The organism is Cylindrospermopsis curvispora GIHE-G1, assembly GCF_014489415.1.
Classification (GTDB): domain Bacteria; phylum Cyanobacteriota; class Cyanobacteriia; order Cyanobacteriales; family Nostocaceae; genus Raphidiopsis; species Raphidiopsis curvispora_A.
On record NZ_CP060822.1, the window covers coordinates 2,170,330 to 2,186,888 of the forward strand.

The window sequence follows — 16,559 nt, forward strand, 5'->3', positions numbered from 1 at the left end:
CTTGAACTTTCACCCAGTTTCTCACCTAACTCCTGTGACTATTTTACGTTATGGTTTATTTAATCAAGTTTAATTCTAAAACGGATAGCTCTCAGACCCATTCAGAGCCACAGTTACGTTTATTTTGTTTGCCTTATGCTGGTGCCCGTGCGAGCGTATTTTATCAGTGGTCTAAAAATTTACCTTCGACTGTGGAAGTACGTGGTGTAGAATTACCTGGAAGAGGGAGAGTAAAATATCCTCCCTACAGAAAAATGGAACTTTTGGTCCGAGCAATAGCTGAGCATATTTTGCCATTGTTGGATAGGCCTTTTGCTATTTTTGGTCATAGCATGGGAGGATTAGTTGGTTTTGAATTGGCTCGGTTATTGCGCTCAGAATATGCTCTGGAATATAAAACCCTATTACATCTATTTATATCAGCTCGTAATGCACCCCAAAATCACAGTAGGGACGAGGGGATTTATCATCTACCTGATGGGGAGTTTTTGGAGAAAATTGCTAAGTATAATGGCACCCCTGACGAAATACTCAAGAACCCAGAAATGAGGGAATTATTTTTGCCTATTCTCCGAGCTGATTTTGAGGTTTTAGACACTTATATCTATAAAGTTGAACCACCTTTTGATTTTCCTATTACTGTGTTTGGTGGTTCGGAGGATCCCATGGTAAATCATGATGATTTAGTCGGTTGGAAGGAACATACGAATAGGGAGTTTTCTTGCTATACCTTGCCAGGTAATCACTTTTTTATTCGCTCCCATCAAGAGCTGCTTCTACAATATATATCTCAAAAGTTATCCAAAAACTGACATAGGATAGATTTTGGTCATTAAATTGGTGATAAAATAAGCAATCGGTTATCATGGAAGAATCATCAATCAGGTACGGCTATTTCGACTAGATAGCTATAAAACCGAACGTCTCTAATTTATTATTTTGTGTTACTGTTAGAGCAGGAAGCAAAAAGACCGTGTTTCACAAAGTTAGAGATACCAAGAATATCCAGAAATATGCCGGTTTTGCCATTTGTTAATTGTTGAATGTGAAGCTTGAGTTTCAGCCTCCGCAATCCAAATCGAGCATTGTATAGGAGATAGTTATGGCATTAGTTCGTTGGGATCCCATCCGTGAAATTGAACGTTTAGAACCCTTCCGTGATCTGGACCGCTGGGATCCCTTCCGGGAAATTGAGACCCTACAACGACGAATGGGTCGTTTATTTGAAAGAATGTTACCCACTGATGGAGGTGAAAGAGCTGGGTTAACTTTTATCCCCGCAGCTGAACTAGAAGAAACGGAGGATGCTTTTAAACTAAGAGTGGAATTACCCGGATTGACAGCTAAGGACGTAACTGTGGAAGTAACACCCGAGGCGGTTTCTATTACTGGAGAAAGAAAATCAGAAACTACTACCGAAAGGGAGGGTTATACTCGTTCTGAGTTTCGTTACGGTAAGTTTCAGCGAGTGATTCCATTGCCTTCAACAGTGAAAAATCAGGAAGTTAAGGCTGAATATAAGGATGGTATTCTCCGATTAAACTTGCCTAAAACAGAAGCGGAAAAACAAAGAGCTGTCAAAGTTAATCTTGGTTAGTTCTTGAACAATTAACTATCAGAAGTCAGTAGTTAATCACTATCTGACTTCTGATATTCCAGTGGCCCAATGGTTTTTAAAAACTTGGACATGGGATCTGATAATGGCGATCGCAGCGGAGATACGATAGATATTGATGAGTCCAGTTAATAACCTAAGAACTATTAACTTTGTGCAAAGTTTTGTACTTGTAATACAGGTAATCAGATTACATAGAATGATAAGTGAAAAACCTGAAGTTCGAGATTGATAAAGATTCACTGTTTTTGCTCAAGTAGCTTAATATTAAAAGAGCAATATCAAAATAGGGCATATTGACATTAGTTAAATATCTGATTTTTAAAGAGCTGATTTATACAGTTTAATCAATTTTATAGCCCTAGCCACTTGTAAGGGGGCGGAAGCAAGCCAGAACCCTTACCCAGCAACCATCAACCCTGTCCTAATCCCTCTGGATAAAGCTATATTTTAAGGATTTCAAAAAAACTTGTGGAAAAACAAACACTGAAATAACTTTGTTTGCTTGAATAGCTATATTAAGAGTACTGAACAATTCAACGTTTCTTATTTATGGCTACCAAAATTATCCAAGTGAGAGAATATACTGTCAGAGCCCATCAAAGACAGATTCATACCCGAATTTTTAACTTTGTCTGTAAGGAGTGTAATCAAACAACAAAACGGGAAACTTTTGGACCAAGACCTCTCTACTGTGAAACTTGTCGCCCTCCACAACCACCAAAAAAATCCCTTGGTAATTCCAAAAAAGCAAAACCCCGTGTTATGAATTATGAAAGCGATGTCACCCTAGAATGATTGCAGTAATATGACCTCTCCAGAACAATTAAAACCTCCCTCAGAAGCATTTATTAATCCATTGCTGGAATTACGAAACTACTATGCCAGTCTGGTACAGAAGTACCAGAAATTATTTATTGAGGCGCGATCGCAACTGGATCATGTGGAAGCTTTATTATCTTCATGGTCCTATTCTGACGATCATGAACCTATTTCAGAGTTAGAAGAAGACCAAGTGAGTTCCCAGCTATTTTTAGCATCGAATCACCAATCCACTTTAGAGTCTTTCGCATCTGAGTGTCTGGAACATAAGAACCAAAAGGAAGTATGTCCGGAAACCCCTGAGCCAATTACAGATGCAATAGACGCAACGGTTCTCCCCCCTTCAGAGGAAACCCATAAGTCCTTTGGGAAAGGGGAGGAAGTTCCTATGATCGCTCAGTACAAATCTCTAAATAGAATGGAAGCTTTAAGACTTTTTTTCGATGAGCACGCTGGAACTGCTTGTCATATAGATTTCATTTTGCGATCGCTCTATGGCAATTTGGAACCTGCAGTTTTGAGAATTGTTAAGGGTAGACTCCAATCTTCTTTAACCCAGGGTAGGGAAAAGGGTGATTGGTATGCGGTTCCTAATGAACCTGGTTGTTACACTTTGGCACTAAATCTATTGGACTATAGCCGTCGTAGTTCATCTTCAGCAAGTCATACCAAAAAGAAAAAGTCTGTTACCGCAAGCGCATCACCCAGCACTATCATACCGGTGCTGGAACAGTTTGAAGGTCAGTTTCTCATTGATGCTATCAGTTTGTTCTTAGAACAACATAGAGGTCAGATCTTTACTGTAAATGAAGTGATCCAGGGAATTTATGGTAACCTTGACGATCAGCAAATTGCCCGGATCAAAAATAAGACCCTCAACGAATTATCTAGAGGTCATCGCACGGGTAGATTTTCCAGAGTTCCCAATCAAGTTGGTTTTTACACCTGGAATGCCAACCTACTTCCTAGGGATATTTAGAGCTTGCCGTAACAAAAGACCTCTTGATCCAACACCTATTTAGAGATGTCATACCCAAATAGATTGGGGTTGACCTCTCCTAAATTTAATTTGGCTAACCCGTATTCTGCCCAGCGTCTATCTACTAAAGCAGCAATATTAGGATCAGATTCTAAAGCTTCTCCCCATTCGTGTTCAGTTTCTGGAGGAATTTTGGTCGTCGCGTCTATCCCCATTCTACCCCCTAGTCCTAGTTTCTCACTGGCAAAGTCCAGGGTATCAAAGGGTGTATTGGGCAATATAAATACGTCCCTAGATGGATCAACTTTAGAACTAATTGCCCAAACCACTTGACGTGGATCCCGAATATTGATATTCTTATCTACAACAATCACAAACTTCGTGTATGTGAATTGGGGTAAGGCACTCCAAAATGCTAAAGCTGCTCTTCTCGCTTGTCCTGGGTAGGCTTTGTCTATGGAAATAATCGCCGCCTTATAACTCAAGGCCTCCATAGGGAGGAAGAAATCAACTATTTCCGACACCTGTTGCCTTAAAATGGGCGTGTAAATGCGATTCAGGGCGATGGCCATCATGGCCTCCTCTTTAGGCGGACGACCGCTAAAAGTGGTCAAATAAATCGGTTCCCGACGGTGCGTCATGCACCCAAACCTAATTAAGGGGGAATCCTCCACACCACCATAATACCCCATGTGATCACCAAAGGGTCCATCAGGTAACACCTCACCAGGGGTGATAGTGCCCTCTAACACAAATTCAGAATCTGCGGGCACTTCCAGATCCACCGTCTTACACTTGGCTAATGGCACTCCAGAACCCCCGTATAACCCTGCAAACAACCACTCCGATAAGTCCACAGGAATAGGAGTAGCTGCTGCCATAATTATTAGGGGATCCACACCTAGGGCAATAGCTACTTCCAACTTTTTGCCTCGTTCAGCAGCTTTACGTAAGTGTCTAGCTCCACCCCGAACTGATAACCAGTGTACGGTCATGGTCTGGGCGGACTGTAGTTGTAAACGATACACACCTACATTAGGAGTACCGGTGACACAATCCTTAGTAATTACCAATCCCAAAGTAATAATCTTACCGGCATCTCCGGGATAAGGACGTATCAAAGGTAACTTATTTAAATTTAAATCTTCACCTTCCACAACCACTTGTTGACAAGGGGGGAAAAAATCCCTTCCTGGTTTGGCCTTAAGAACATCAAACAGCACCTTACCAAAATCTATAGCTTGGGAAAGATTTTTAGGAGGTTTAGGTTGTTGAAGCATGCTTAACTTTTTCCCCAAAGTTTCCAATTCCTCTGGGTGTTGCATATTCATAGCCCAGCAAATTCGCTCCACAGTGCCCATCAAATTTACTGCTACGGGGAAAGAAGCACCCTTGACATTTTCAAATAATAGACCTGGTCCTCCTTTTTGCAGCATGCGGTTAGCAATTTCTGCGATCTCCATATCTGGGTTAACCAATGCGGAAATCCGCTTTAATTGTCCTCTTTCTTCCAGAATTTTTATAAATCCCCGTAAATCTCGCGCCATATTCCCAACAGTTAAGAAATGTAAATTATTCTTAATATTATAGCTTTAGCCAGAACGCTATAGACAGGGTTGATGAGTAAAAGTGGGGTGACCACAAGTCCCCCGATAAATCGGGGGTTGTTGGATTATTGAATATGGCAGTATTCCTGAGTAGGAGTAACGGAAACCACTTCCACTTCGACGGGGTTTTCCGCTGTTGGGTTAATAATAAACTCGCTAGGACCCACATGTGGTTTTTGAGGATTACCCCAATCGTATGTATAACCTAGACCCGACCAAGGATAATATTCCTTTTTAGCATTGGTGTAGGAATTGGTATAGATTGCCTTGATTACAGGACTATTATCAGGTACTGGTAGGGGTAAAAGATGACAACTGGTATCGTTAATTTCCTGATCAATACATGGTCGAATTAAATCTTCTGCTTTCACCCACATTTCCACAAAATGAGTTTTACTGGAATACTTATTTAAAACCAGTCCCAAATACTGTTGTAGTCTGAGAGAAAGCTCAATATTGTCTGGGATAGGTGGTTCTGTGGCTTGATATTTCTGACAAAACTCCTTCACCTGAGGTACTGCTGTAAACCAGGTTTGATACGTCAGTTGTTTTTTAGCTCCTACTGGCCAATCCACAGCGGGATTAGCTACATATCTCCAACTAGACATGAGATATTCGATTTTACCATTATTCTCCCTCCATTTAATTTGAGGATTATTGGGGGATAAGGCCCACAGATCACTAACCACTTCCTCTGCGAGGGGTTGTTTTGCGTCTTCAATCGCACCATCTAATTGTTTTTTCAAGAGATTATAAGTTTCTGGTTGGTATTGCAGGAGATATTCATAAACATTAGTGGGCGTTGCAGTTTGAGCCAATACTCCTGGTTGCCATCCGAAAACTAACAAAGCAAGGAAAATTAAACCCATCCAAAATACTTGTTGCCGATTTTTCATAGTGAGCGATTAGATCAATTCCATCTACAGATTGTATATTTAACCTTGAGACTGACACCAATGGTGTCTTTATTTTTTTAAAATTTACCTATCTTTCCCCGATGAAAATACTGGGTAATCAGTATAACCTTTTTCTCTACCTCCATAAAAAGTTGCTCGTTCGTAGGGAGTTAGGGGGTGGTTTTCTCTCAAACGTTCAACTAAATCAGGATTAGAAATATAGAACCTGCCAAAAGCTACTGCATCAGTTTTATGCTCCGCAATTGCCAATAGAGCTTCTGCACGATTATACCCGCCCGCCGATATTAGCTTTGTACCTAGGGAACCAGCTTGGATAATTGGACCAAATAGAACAGCGGTGCTGGGCGCACTTTCATCGGTTTTATCACTACCACCAGCACTGGTAGAACGTGGTTCAATCAAATGAATATAAGCAAGACCCACATTGCAAATCCCTTCAACAACATAGCGGAAAAGATTTACAGGATCGCTGTCCTTCATATCGTTGAAAGTGCCATAGGGAGATAGACGGACCCCCACCCTACCCTTACCCCAGATTTTGACACATCTTTCAATCACCTGAAAAAGTAATCTAGCTCTATTTTCCACCGACCCACCATAGATATCCACGCGTTGATTACTGCCATCTTGGAGGAACTGATCAAGTAAGTAACCATTAGCACCATGAATTTCCACACCATCAAAACCTGCTTGTTGAGCGTACTGAGCAGCAAGCTCGTATTGATCCAAAAGATGGGCAATTTGAGTGGTGGTGAGAGAGCGAGGTGTTTCAAAAGGAACTGGCTTACCAGTACTAGTTAAAGTATTGCCTTGGGGAGTAATAGAGGAAGGTGCCCAGGGAGCTTGACCATCGGGTTGGAAAGAAGAGTGGGAAATTCTGCCCACATGCCATAATTGGAGGAAGATTCTTCCCCCCCTTTCATGAACAGCTTGTGTTACCAGCGACCAGCCATTAATCTGTTCAGGACTGTGGATTCCAGGAGTAGCAGGGTATCCTTGACCTTCGGGGATGATCTGAGTTGCTTCGCTGATTATCAGACCTGCACTAGCTCGTTGTTGATAGTAGGTTGCATTTAGTGCAGTGGGGATGTTACCTGGTTGGTGACTGCGCATCCTGGTTAGCGGAGCCATAATTATCCGATTAGGGATATTTAGTTCACCCAGGGTGAGGGAATCGAAAAGACTGGTCATAATTGCTGCTTAAAAGATTAATTTGTTTCTCAATACCTTACAAAGTCCTGAAACCGCTTTCAACCCAATAAAATCCTAAGGATATCAATAGGGTTTCAGACATATTTGGCAAAATTGGCAATAGTATTCCTGCTAGACTAGTATATAATCTATATAATAAACCAGCACAATAAATGTTTCTGGATCTTCATCCTGGAGTTATACTAGAAGATCATGGCTACCTTGACTGAACTACCCAAAACCCTAGAAGAAGCAATTGCCCAATCCCGTGCAGCGGTAAGATCGGCTTTGTCTGATGGTAAAACGCGAATACAGGTAGAGTTGCTTTTCCCAGAACTGCAATTTATGCCAGTCGCTGAACAATTTCTCCCCCTATTTACCGAATATGAATCTCGTCTCAAGGTGTTTTTTGCTGATGCGGGTGCTGCTGCTTTAGCTCGTCGAGATTGGGGTGATATACCCTTCAAAATTATGGATATCGGTACGGGAAGAGCTGCTTCTTCAGAATCAAAAATTCAACCAGAGGATGAAATTTTCTTGTTTATAGCTCCCACATCAGTGGAAGTAGCTCAATTGGAAAAACTCTGTCAAATTATCGGTGAACGTCCTTTTGTGATGTTAAATCCTCGGTTGGAAGACTCTAGTGTGGTGGGTATTGGTTATGCTGCACGGGAAACCCGCAGGCGTTTTATTAGTACCATTGAATCTTGCTATTATCTACGTCCTATTGATGAACAAAGCGCCCTCATGCGTTCCTATCCTGGAAACTGGGAAATATGGTTGGAAACCGATGGTGAGTACCAGAAAATTGCTGAACTACCTCAAAAACCTTCTGGAGATGAGATAGACTCAATTTTAATCAAGGGACAACCAGAAACCGGGATCACAGCAAGCAAAAAGCCTACTGTGTTTAAAAGCTTGCAGAGATTTATTAAGGCTTTAAGTAGTTAATATGTAATTGGTATGCAAAAGGTGATTATAAAATTTGCAATAATGACTTATATATAAGTCCTAATGCTGCTAACACTAGCAGTAAAGGCATAATCCAATCACCGAATCGCACATACAAGGTTTGAGTTTGACGTGGATAAATAGTTTCTGCATGAGTTTCATAAACATTATATCCCGACTTCCATAGGGTTCTACCATGGGGATCCACAAAGGCTGAGTAACCTGTGTTGGTAGACCTAACTGCCCACCTATCTGTTTCAATTGCTCTCATTACATCCTGGGCATGGTGTTGATCCGCCATTGCTGCTGTGTAATGAGCATCATTGGATGAACTTAAAATAAATTCTCCCCCATTCTTAGCTTGGTATCTAAATATTTCTGTAAAAGCAGATTCATAACAAATACCAACAATTGCTCTACCTAATGGGGTATCAAAAACTTGTTGTTTGGTACCATGTATTTGGTGTTCATCCAGAGGTGATAGTCTTTTAACTAAATTGCCAAAAATCTCGGCAAAAGGCACAAATTCACCCAGGGGAACTAGTTTAGATTTATCATATCTGCTGGTAATTTGTCCCTGACTATTGATATTAAATAAACTATTGGTGTAGCTCGTTCCAGTTCTCCCAAAACCCCCTATCCACACCACCACTCCTTTTTGTTTAACTGCATTCAACAGGGGTGTATTAGGCAAGTTCTTATCGTATAATGGCAAAGCACCTTCAGGGGTTAATACTCCGTCTACTCCTTGATTTGCTAGGTTGATATAACCATTAGTATAACCTGTAATTGCTCTGGTAAATCCTTGGGGAAGCAATTTGATTTCATTGGGGATGTTACCTTGAATAATCCCTATTTTTAAACCCGAATTTTGACGATTATTCAGTGGTTGAGAATATGGCTGGAAATATAGGATTGATCCTAAAATATGGGAGACAATTAATAAAATAACTGCTGAAATAGAATATCTATTAATCAACTCTGTCACTACTTTCCTAAACCTAGTTAATCCATTCCATTGTTTGTCTGTACTGATTACTTCTCGTTTTTTCTGATTTTGCCATATCCATGCCTCACCTATTAGTCCATTAACAGCTACAATTACTGCTGTAATGGTATTAGGACCAGAAAGTTGCCCCAAATGCAAAAGTGCTAAATTGTACGGTGACTGTGTGTAAGATAAAGAACTCCACCATAGGGAACCTGTACTCCACCAACTTTCTAATCCGCACCACAAAGCTGTACCGATTAAAACTCGTAACCAGGGTTTTTGGCGATTTAACCTAACCATCAAAAATGCCCATAGTCCGACTAATAATGCTCCCCACAAGGTAATGAATGACCAACAAAAGATGGTAATTAATAAACTTGGCCACCAGGGAACATTTAACCAATTCATGGGGTGAATACCTGTAATCCATGATAAAGCTATTCCATGATAGGCGATCGCCCACCAGCAAGCTGAGGGGAGGGATTTTCGAGTATATTTTACCACGATTACCCATAATGGAGCCAGGGCGATCCAGGCTAGAAACCAAGCATTGACAGGAGCAACGGTGACTCCCATCAAAATGCCACTACTTAAAGGTACTATATAGAAAAGTATAGGTTTTAACTTTTCTTGTATTTGTTTACTCGGACTCTTTACCATCTCCAGCATCGGGGGGAACCACTGCTACTCCAGTAATTGCGTCATCTTCATCTAGTTTTTGCACTCTCACACCCGTAGCTGTGCGGGACTGGATGGAAACGCATTGATTGACCTACAAGTTATTTTAGGACATCCTCAGTCTCCATATTGAACTCAATGTGACTTTGTAAAACTATTTCCTCAATCACTAAATTTCCTTTGTCTTGTTGCAAGACCAAATTAAATCGACGTATTAGTTCCGGAATATTTATAACTTCTTCTATGGATTCCATATATCTCTTGACAATAGCTTTAACACTATATTTTGCGACAGCTTGCTGCTGAATCTTATATAAGATTTCCTTTGGTGTTTGTTCAGTTTTAACAACAAATGTTATGGGGTATCTTTGTACTTTATCAATGTCTAAAAAGTACTTTCCAACATCAACAGTTTCTGTTATTTGAAAAAATCTTCCAAGAGGTTTCATTACAAAATCTATACCTCCATCATTTGCATTTGTGCGACCTGTTTTATACAAAATTAGGTATTCAGCATTTATATTATCATATGACCATCCCCAGTAAATTTTTTGATCACCATAGTATTGCTTTAAAATCGCATAACTGACAATTTCAAAAATTCTTGCATCGATATTTGGCTTCAATAAGCTTTGGATGAATTCCAAATATTCAGGTTGGGTTTGAAGTTGCATATTGATCATTCGTTTACAATACATAATGAAGTCAGTAAATGAATTTACCCGTGCATGTACATAAGCATCAATTATATCTTTTACGGACTGAGCAATATTTATCTGATTCCCATTAACTAAAATTTTAATAAGATTTTCGTTAATCCAATATCTGCTGGTTTTAGTATCCCTTATTATAGGCACATAGGGTATTGTCGGAAAGTATTTCTTGAATTCTTGATTCAGGCGATGATTTAAAGCGTGATTTTGAAGTTTATTACCAAATGGTAGTTCTCTTTGTCTGCGAAAAAGGTTCACAAACTGAGCACCTTGATAATCTTCATACCCCCCATTAATATGAAATTTATGATTGAGATAGTCTTCGACTAAAACATAAACTGCATAATGATTTGCCAATCCTGCTCGCGATTTTGAACCTCGATTAGCAGCTTGTGTTTTAATGTTTAGATATTGTAATAACTCACTAGAACTCAAAACTATAATCCCCTGATCTGCAAAGTGGTAGTTCAGAATTTCAACAATTTTTTCGGTGAATTCATGCTGTCGTGTCAGCATCAAAGAGACCTCTCTGGATAACATTTGTTTTGTGTCTGTTTTGATTCTTACTAACATAATTCTTCGATGGGGGTAATAGTTTTTCTCCCTTATATTCTTTCCATCCAAGAATTCTCCTTAACCCAATCCTAAGATATTCTTCCTGAAATTCTATACTAATGGAATTTCTTCCTAACCTTTTGGCTACACAAGCAGAAGTGAAAGTTCCCGCAAATGGGTCAAGAACAATATTGGACGGATCACTACTGGCAAGAATAATCCTTTCTAACAAAGACTCAGGTTTTTGTGAGGGATGATTTTCGTATTCTTCCATCCGATATCTCACTCGGGGAAAATACCATACATTGCCTGGCACTTTCTCACTATTATATTGTCTAGGAACGGTTTTTCTATAGTCAATTAATTTTCGTTTTGCACCAGTTTTCGCCTCTATCTTAATATCATCTGAATTGAAAATATAATTACCTTTATCCTTAACACAATAAAGGATTGGCTCATACATTGAGCCAAAGTATTTTGTTGCTTGAACTCCGGAACTGTCGTAATGCCATACTATCCTACTGAGAATGGTCATAGTTTTTCTCAGGTAAAGATCAAAGTATGGCATGGCCTGAGTGCTTGCCATAACATACATACTTCCATTAGGTTTTAATACACGTGTACACTCTTCAAGTACATTGTACACCCATGTTGCATATTTATCTTCAGATTCCCACTTGTCATAAAAATTTGAAAAACGCTTTCCTATATTATAGGGGGGATCAACAAAAATAAGGTCCACAGACTGAGAAGCAACCTGATTCGACAACGTGCTTAAAGCATCACCATGAAATAAAATGTGACCACCATGCTCGTAACGTTCAATGTTCATCATGTCAATAATATTCTTTCTTGCTGAACTACTTCACTGATGATAGGCGATCGCCCACCAGGAAGCTGAGGGGAGGGATTTTCGAGTATATTTTACCACGATTACCCATAATGGAGCCAGGGCGATCCAGGCTAGAAACCAAGCATTGACAGGAGCAACGGTGACTCCCATCAAAATGCCACTACTTAAAGGTACTATATAGAAAAGTATAGGTTTTAACTTTTCTTGTATTTGTTTACTCGGACTCTTCACCATCTCCAGCATCGGGGGGAACCACTGCTACTCCAGTAATTGCGTCATCTTCATCTAGTTTTTGCACTCTCACACCTGTAGCTGTGCGGGACTGGATAGAAATGGCATTGATTGACTGACGAATGATTATACCACGATTGGTGGCCATCATGATTTCCTCGTCAGGGTTAACTATACGCAAAGTTGCTAGTTGGTCTTTGGTTTTGCGGTTTTTGAATTTCGTCGCTGTAAGTCCCTGACCTGCTCGGTTCTGAAGTCTAAATTGTCCCACTGGCACTCGCTTACCATAACCTCCTATGGTAATAATTAGTACCCATGGACCTAAGATATTAGCTGGTTCACCAGTAGCTATCTCAATATTAGAGGTTTCTTCAATATTGTCGCTGAGTTCCTCAACTTCCGTGGGTTCTTCTTCCATTTCCGTATCTGTGTTCAAGGTGTTAAGAATTGCAGCAGGCAATATATCCATACCAATCAATTCATCTCCCGTTTTCAGTTTCATGGACTTAACTCCACGGGTAGCCCTACCTAGAGGACGCATTTGATCATTATCACAGCGGAAGTGAATGGCCATTCCCTGTCTTGAACCAATCATGACACTATCTTCCGGTTTAGCTCGTCTTACCCATCGTAGTTGATCTCCCTCTTCTAGGGATATAGCTATTAATCCATTAGCGCGAATATGGCTGAATGCTTCCAGGGCGGTTTTTTTGATGTTACCCCCCTTAGTCAACATAACTAAATATTCTTCACTGCTAAATTCGCTTACGGATACAATCGAAGTAATTTTCTCTTCCTTGGGTATAGGTAACATCTGAACAATGGGTGTACCCCTGCTAGTGCGTGAACCCTCTGGTATTTGATAGGCTTTGAGACTATACACCACACCCCTATCACTAAAAAATAAAACACTGTCATGATCACAGCAAGTTAAGAAATGCTCAATAGTATCATCATCCTTAACTTTAGCTCCCGCCTTACCTCTGGTAGCTCGATTTTGCGCTTCAAAGGTACTAACTGGCATCCGCTTGATGTAGCCTTGCTGCGTCAGCAGAATTAGAACCTTTTCATTGGCAATTAGATCAATATCATCTATTTCCCCTTCTGCATGGGTAATAGTTGTGCGTCTGGGTGTGGCAAACTGGGTCTTAATTTGCCCAGCTTCAGTCTCGATAATTTCTAGTACTCTTTCTCGTCTGTCTAAAATATCCCGTAGGTCAGTAATTTGTAACTGCAATTCTTCGTGTTCCAAGCGAATTTTATCTGCTTCTAAAGCTGTTAATCTTCGTAGCTGCATCTGTAGTATCGCATCTGCTTGAACCTCTGATAGACCATAGCTATTAATTAATTCTCCTTTAGCAGTGGGCGCATCTGGAGCACTTCTAATTAGAGTAATAATTGAATCTAAATGGGCAAGCGCAATTAATAAACCCTGTAATAAATGGTCTCTTTCCTCAGCCTTTCTGAGTTGGTAACGAGTACGTCTATTAATTGTTTCTATGCGAAAATCCAGAAATACCGTGAGAAAATTCTTGAGAGTTAGTATTTGAGGTTCTCCATTTACCAAAGCCAACATATTGGCACCAAAATTGGTTTGTAACGGAGTTTGTTTATAAAGGTTATTTAATACTACACGAGGATAGGAATCGCGTTTTAGTTCAATAACAATGCGCATACCATCGCGATCGCTCTCATCTCGAATGTCCGCAATTCCCTCAATTTTCTTATCATTAACCAACTCAGCGATTTTTTCAATTAATGCTGCTTTATTAGTTTGGTAGGGTAATTCAGTAATAATGATTGCTTCTCTTTCCGGTCGGTTACGTTGTTGAATGGTTTCAATTGTAGCCACACCCCGCATGGTAATTGATCCTCTACCGGTGGTGTAAGCTTCCTTAATGGCTGACGTTCCTAGAATTTGCGCCCCTGTGGGAAAATCGGGACCGTGAACATACTGCATTAACTGAGTATCTGTTATTTCCGGATTATGAATCAGTGCTACCAATCCATCTATTAGTTCTCCCAAATTATGGGGAGGAATATTAGTCGCCATTCCCACAGCAATTCCCGAGGAACCATTGAGCAGTAACTGGGGAATTCGGGAAGGTAAAACGGTTGGTTCTTGTTGGGAACCATCAAAGTTATCAATAAAATCAACAGTTTCTGACTCAATATCTTGTAACAGAGAGGAACTGGTTAAAGCTTGAAGACGACATTCCGTATATCGCATCGCCGCTGGTGGATCATTGTCAATCGATCCAAAGTTACCATGACCATTAATCAGAGGCGATCGCATGGAAAAATCTTGTGCCATTCGCACCAGAGCATCATATACAGCGGTGTCACCATGGGGGTGATATTTACCCAGTACTTCTCCCACCACACGAGCGCATTTTCTAAAGGGGCGATCATGTAATAAACCTAGTTCGTGCATGGCATAGAGGATGCGGCGGTGTACAGGTTTAAGACCATCCCTAGCGTCTGGTAGCGCCCGACCGACAATGACGCTCATAGCGTATTCTAGGTAAGATTGTGACATCTCTTGTCGTAAATCGGTCGGGATAATCCTCTCCTGTGAGGTTGTCATAGACTTTAAAACTCCAAAAATCCTAGATTTTAACCTGGTTAGTTGACAAAATGCAAAATTACTTCCAACTAATTTTGAAAAGTTGTCATGTTTCAGCTATAATTCTAACACATTGTTGCTAAAACTTGTGGTCAAAATGGCTCAACTCGGGTATTATATCATTAAACATCATCAAAAGGTAATAATAGACAATAGGGAATAGTTAAGAGCGAACATGGCATAAGAATAGGTGTAGCCCATGGGTCGGAAAAACCCTATATTTATTTTTCGTTAATTTTAACCGTATAATTCCGGAATGTAGAGTTTATCAAGAGTTTATAATTAGAATGTTGTTCCATAGGAAATTGAGTTTTAATGCTAGGAAAAATCCCAGTTAAACAAACGGTTCCCCCAGTTAGTATAGAGTTCGGAGGGTGAAGACACTACGTTTCACCAAAAAACATGCTATGTAAGTTAATCTTAGATAATAGAACCTGAGTATTTTTCTTTCCCCGTCCATGTTACCAGTCATCTATTCTCCAGAATTTTTAGACCATCAAACTGGGAGCTATCACCCAGAAAGACCAGAAAGGTTAACAGCAATTGTCCAGTCTTTGAAAACGGCAGAATTTGCCCAGAAAATCCAGTGGTTATCTCCCACACCGGTTAATCCCCAGTTAATGTCTTGGATAGAAATGGCCCATAGTCCGAATTATATTCATAAACTGGCACGGATAGCTAGTCAAGGAGGATATTTGGATGGAGATACTCCCATTTCTCCCCGTAGTTATGATGTAGCTTTATTAGCCGTCAGTGCCTGGTTAGATGGGATAAATCAGGTATTGATTGAGAAAAACCCGGCCTTTGTCCTGGCACGTCCACCTGGACACCACGCCGAAAGTAGTATGGGTATGGGATTCTGTTTATTGTCTAATGCTGCTATTTCTGCCCTATATGCTTTAAAACAACCAGGAATTAATCGAGTTGCCATTTTAGACTGGGATGTACATCATGGCAATGGTACCCAATCCATAGTGGAGGGCTATCGAGAAATTGCCTATTGTTCCCTACATCAGTATCCTGCTTATCCAGGAACGGGGAAAGCCACGGAAAATGGCTTCCATCAAAATGTTTTAAATTTACCCTTATCACCTGGTAGTGATATTAATGATTATCAACCCCTATGGAAATCTCAAATCCTACCGTTTTTAAAAAGTTTCAACCCAGATATATTAATTATTAGTGCTGGTTATGACGCAGTAGAAAATGATCCCCTAGCCAGTATCCGGTTGCAACCGGAGGATTTTGGCTTATTTACTCAGTATTGCCTAGGTGTTACCCGAAAAATTCTCTTTGGTTTAGAAGGTGGTTATGATTTGGAATCCTTGTCTAAATCAGTTAGATCCACTATGGCTGCTTGTCTATGAGTTCCCATACCGCTTGTAAACCCCACGGATGGATTATGAATGTGGGATATGGTTTTAGAGACGGGGAACTTTTGGCAAAAAAAGATAAATTTCTTCACAAAAGAGGTAATTAGCTAAAGTTTTGTTAAGATATGATTACTGGGGAACTTAATTAGCAAAATCTGGCTACCAGAGTGTGAATCCATAAATAGCACTACATGGCACAAGTAATCCCATAATGTTTCTGAAGGTGAACCCATGACCACCTATATTTTATTCGATAGGGCCCTATATATGTTAACTAACGCCTATTTACTTTCGGTAATTGCTTTAATTCTGCTCTCTGGTATAGGTTTAGCACTGATTGAAACCATCGAGAAAACAGTAGAACATTAAATTTAGCTCAATACCACATCCTAGCTAGATCTATTGGGGATATGGATACTTGACACTCCCCGGTCTAAAGACACGGGGATTCTACTTA

General features: G+C 40.2%; 15 protein-coding genes and 1 pseudogene. 7 read left to right on the forward strand and 9 right to left on the reverse strand.

The window, feature by feature from the left end; all coding sequences use genetic code 11:
- Positions 1-50 precede the first annotated feature (50 nt).
- The 4 genes from IAR63_RS09700 to IAR63_RS09715 all read left to right on the forward strand — a co-directional run bounded on the left by IAR63_RS09700 (position 51) and on the right by IAR63_RS09715 (position 3,416).
- Positions 51-812 (forward strand): thioesterase II family protein, encoded by a 762-nt coding sequence (locus IAR63_RS09700; RefSeq protein WP_096543453.1) that lies wholly within the window; start codon positions 51-53, stop codon positions 810-812.
- 290 nt (positions 813-1,102) lie between these two features.
- Complete coding sequence (locus tag IAR63_RS09705) at positions 1,103-1,597, forward strand: Hsp20/alpha crystallin family protein (protein WP_096543451.1); 495 nt, start codon at positions 1,103-1,105, stop codon at positions 1,595-1,597.
- A gap of 570 nt (positions 1,598-2,167) precedes the next feature.
- Positions 2,168-2,413, forward strand: a complete 246-nt coding sequence (locus IAR63_RS09710) for a hypothetical protein (protein WP_006276474.1) — start codon at positions 2,168-2,170, stop codon at positions 2,411-2,413.
- Between the two features lie 10 nt (positions 2,414-2,423).
- Positions 2,424-3,416 carry a hypothetical protein gene (locus IAR63_RS09715; RefSeq protein WP_057178423.1) on the forward strand — a complete coding sequence of 331 codons (993 nt, stop codon included), beginning with the start codon at positions 2,424-2,426 and terminating at the stop codon, positions 3,414-3,416.
- A 35-nt stretch (positions 3,417-3,451) separates the two neighbouring features.
- On the opposite strand, the gene IAR63_RS09720 is transcribed toward IAR63_RS09715, so the two are convergent.
- From IAR63_RS09720 to IAR63_RS09730, 3 genes are all read right to left on the reverse strand, one after another.
- Entirely contained in the window at positions 3,452-4,963 is a 1,512-nt protein-coding gene (locus IAR63_RS09720) for a UbiD family decarboxylase (RefSeq protein ID WP_102943858.1), read from the reverse strand.
- Positions 4,964-5,088: 125 nt separating this feature from the next.
- Positions 5,089-5,919 (reverse strand): hypothetical protein, encoded by an 831-nt coding sequence (locus IAR63_RS09725; RefSeq protein WP_187705125.1) that lies wholly within the window; start codon positions 5,917-5,919, stop codon positions 5,089-5,091.
- 84 nt (positions 5,920-6,003) lie between these two features.
- Positions 6,004-7,131 (reverse strand): alkene reductase, encoded by a 1,128-nt coding sequence (locus IAR63_RS09730; protein WP_187705126.1) that lies wholly within the window; start codon positions 7,129-7,131, stop codon positions 6,004-6,006.
- Between the two features lie 222 nt (positions 7,132-7,353).
- On the opposite strand from IAR63_RS09730, the gene IAR63_RS09735 reads away from it, so the two are divergent.
- Positions 7,354-8,082: a DUF1995 family protein gene (locus IAR63_RS09735; RefSeq protein WP_167379335.1), complete on the forward strand. Its 729-nt coding sequence runs from the start codon at positions 7,354-7,356 to the stop codon at positions 8,080-8,082.
- A gap of 25 nt (positions 8,083-8,107) precedes the next feature.
- Here the strand turns inward: IAR63_RS09735 and lnt are convergent, their stop codons facing one another.
- The 6 genes and pseudogenes from lnt to gyrA all read right to left on the reverse strand — a co-directional run bounded on the left by lnt (position 8,108) and on the right by gyrA (position 14,690).
- Positions 8,108-9,649 carry an apolipoprotein N-acyltransferase gene (gene lnt, locus IAR63_RS09740; RefSeq protein ID WP_187707431.1) on the reverse strand — a complete coding sequence of 514 codons (1,542 nt, stop codon included), beginning with the start codon at positions 9,647-9,649 and terminating at the stop codon, positions 8,108-8,110.
- Between the two features lie 64 nt (positions 9,650-9,713).
- Positions 9,714-9,833 (reverse strand): annotated as a pseudogene (locus tag IAR63_RS18785) (DNA gyrase C-terminal beta-propeller domain-containing protein); the annotation flags it as partial.
- 19 nt (positions 9,834-9,852) lie between these two features.
- Positions 9,853-10,980, reverse strand: coding sequence for a restriction endonuclease (locus tag IAR63_RS09750; RefSeq protein ID WP_187705127.1), 1,128 nt, complete (start codon positions 10,978-10,980; stop codon positions 9,853-9,855).
- Positions 10,961-11,854, reverse strand: a complete 894-nt coding sequence (gene yhdJ, locus IAR63_RS09755) for an adenine-specific DNA-methyltransferase (protein ID WP_187705128.1) — start codon at positions 11,852-11,854, stop codon at positions 10,961-10,963. The genes IAR63_RS09750 and yhdJ overlap by 20 nt, the downstream gene beginning before the upstream one ends.
- 30 nt (positions 11,855-11,884) lie before the next feature.
- A complete protein-coding gene (locus IAR63_RS09760) occupies positions 11,885-12,106 on the reverse strand; it encodes a hypothetical protein (protein WP_187705129.1) in 222 nt (73 codons plus the stop codon).
- Positions 12,087-14,690, reverse strand: a complete 2,604-nt coding sequence (gyrA, locus tag IAR63_RS09765) for a DNA gyrase subunit A (protein ID WP_187705130.1) — start codon at positions 14,688-14,690, stop codon at positions 12,087-12,089. Before gyrA ends, IAR63_RS09760 begins: the two co-directional genes overlap by 20 nt.
- A 497-nt stretch (positions 14,691-15,187) precedes the next feature.
- Here gyrA and IAR63_RS09770 point away from each other — a divergent pair, with 497 nt between their 5' ends.
- Together IAR63_RS09770 and IAR63_RS09775 are read left to right on the forward strand one after the other, a co-directional pair.
- Positions 15,188-16,096: a histone deacetylase family protein gene (locus tag IAR63_RS09770; RefSeq protein WP_187705131.1), complete on the forward strand. Its 909-nt coding sequence runs from the start codon at positions 15,188-15,190 to the stop codon at positions 16,094-16,096.
- A 237-nt stretch (positions 16,097-16,333) separates the two neighbouring features.
- Entirely contained in the window at positions 16,334-16,471 is a 138-nt protein-coding gene (locus tag IAR63_RS09775) for a hypothetical protein (protein ID WP_187705132.1), read from the forward strand.
- Positions 16,472-16,559: the final 88 nt, after the last annotated feature.

What these genes read in the sequence shown, in the direction of transcription:
- IAR63_RS09710 (WP_006276474.1), top strand. Translation starts at nt 2,168, where the DNA reads ATGGCTACCAAAATTATCCAAGTGAGAGAATATACTGTCAGAGCCCAT.
- IAR63_RS09760 (WP_187705129.1), bottom strand. Translation starts at nt 12,106, where the DNA reads ATGGTGAAGAGTCCGAGTAAACAAATACAAGAAAAGTTAAAACCTATA.
- IAR63_RS09730 (WP_187705126.1), bottom strand. Translation starts at nt 7,131, where the DNA reads ATGACCAGTCTTTTCGATTCCCTCACCCTGGGTGAACTAAATATCCCT.
- IAR63_RS09700 (WP_096543453.1), top strand. Translation starts at nt 51, where the DNA reads ATGGTTTATTTAATCAAGTTTAATTCTAAAACGGATAGCTCTCAGACC.
- IAR63_RS09725 (WP_187705125.1), bottom strand. Translation starts at nt 5,919, where the DNA reads ATGAAAAATCGGCAACAAGTATTTTGGATGGGTTTAATTTTCCTTGCT.
- IAR63_RS09720 (WP_102943858.1), bottom strand. Translation starts at nt 4,963, where the DNA reads ATGGCGCGAGATTTACGGGGATTTATAAAAATTCTGGAAGAAAGAGGA.
- lnt (WP_187707431.1), bottom strand. Translation starts at nt 9,649, where the DNA reads ATGGGAGTCACCGTTGCTCCTGTCAATGCTTGGTTTCTAGCCTGGATC.
- yhdJ (WP_187705128.1), bottom strand. Translation starts at nt 11,854, where the DNA reads ATGATGAACATTGAACGTTACGAGCATGGTGGTCACATTTTATTTCAT.
- gyrA (WP_187705130.1), bottom strand. Translation starts at nt 14,690, where the DNA reads ATGACAACCTCACAGGAGAGGATTATCCCGACCGATTTACGACAAGAG.
- IAR63_RS09770 (WP_187705131.1), top strand. Translation starts at nt 15,188, where the DNA reads ATGTTACCAGTCATCTATTCTCCAGAATTTTTAGACCATCAAACTGGG.
- IAR63_RS09775 (WP_187705132.1), top strand. Translation starts at nt 16,334, where the DNA reads ATGACCACCTATATTTTATTCGATAGGGCCCTATATATGTTAACTAAC.
- IAR63_RS09750 (WP_187705127.1), bottom strand. Translation starts at nt 10,980, where the DNA reads ATGCTGACACGACAGCATGAATTCACCGAAAAAATTGTTGAAATTCTG.
- IAR63_RS09705 (WP_096543451.1), top strand. Translation starts at nt 1,103, where the DNA reads ATGGCATTAGTTCGTTGGGATCCCATCCGTGAAATTGAACGTTTAGAA.
- IAR63_RS09715 (WP_057178423.1), top strand. Translation starts at nt 2,424, where the DNA reads ATGACCTCTCCAGAACAATTAAAACCTCCCTCAGAAGCATTTATTAAT.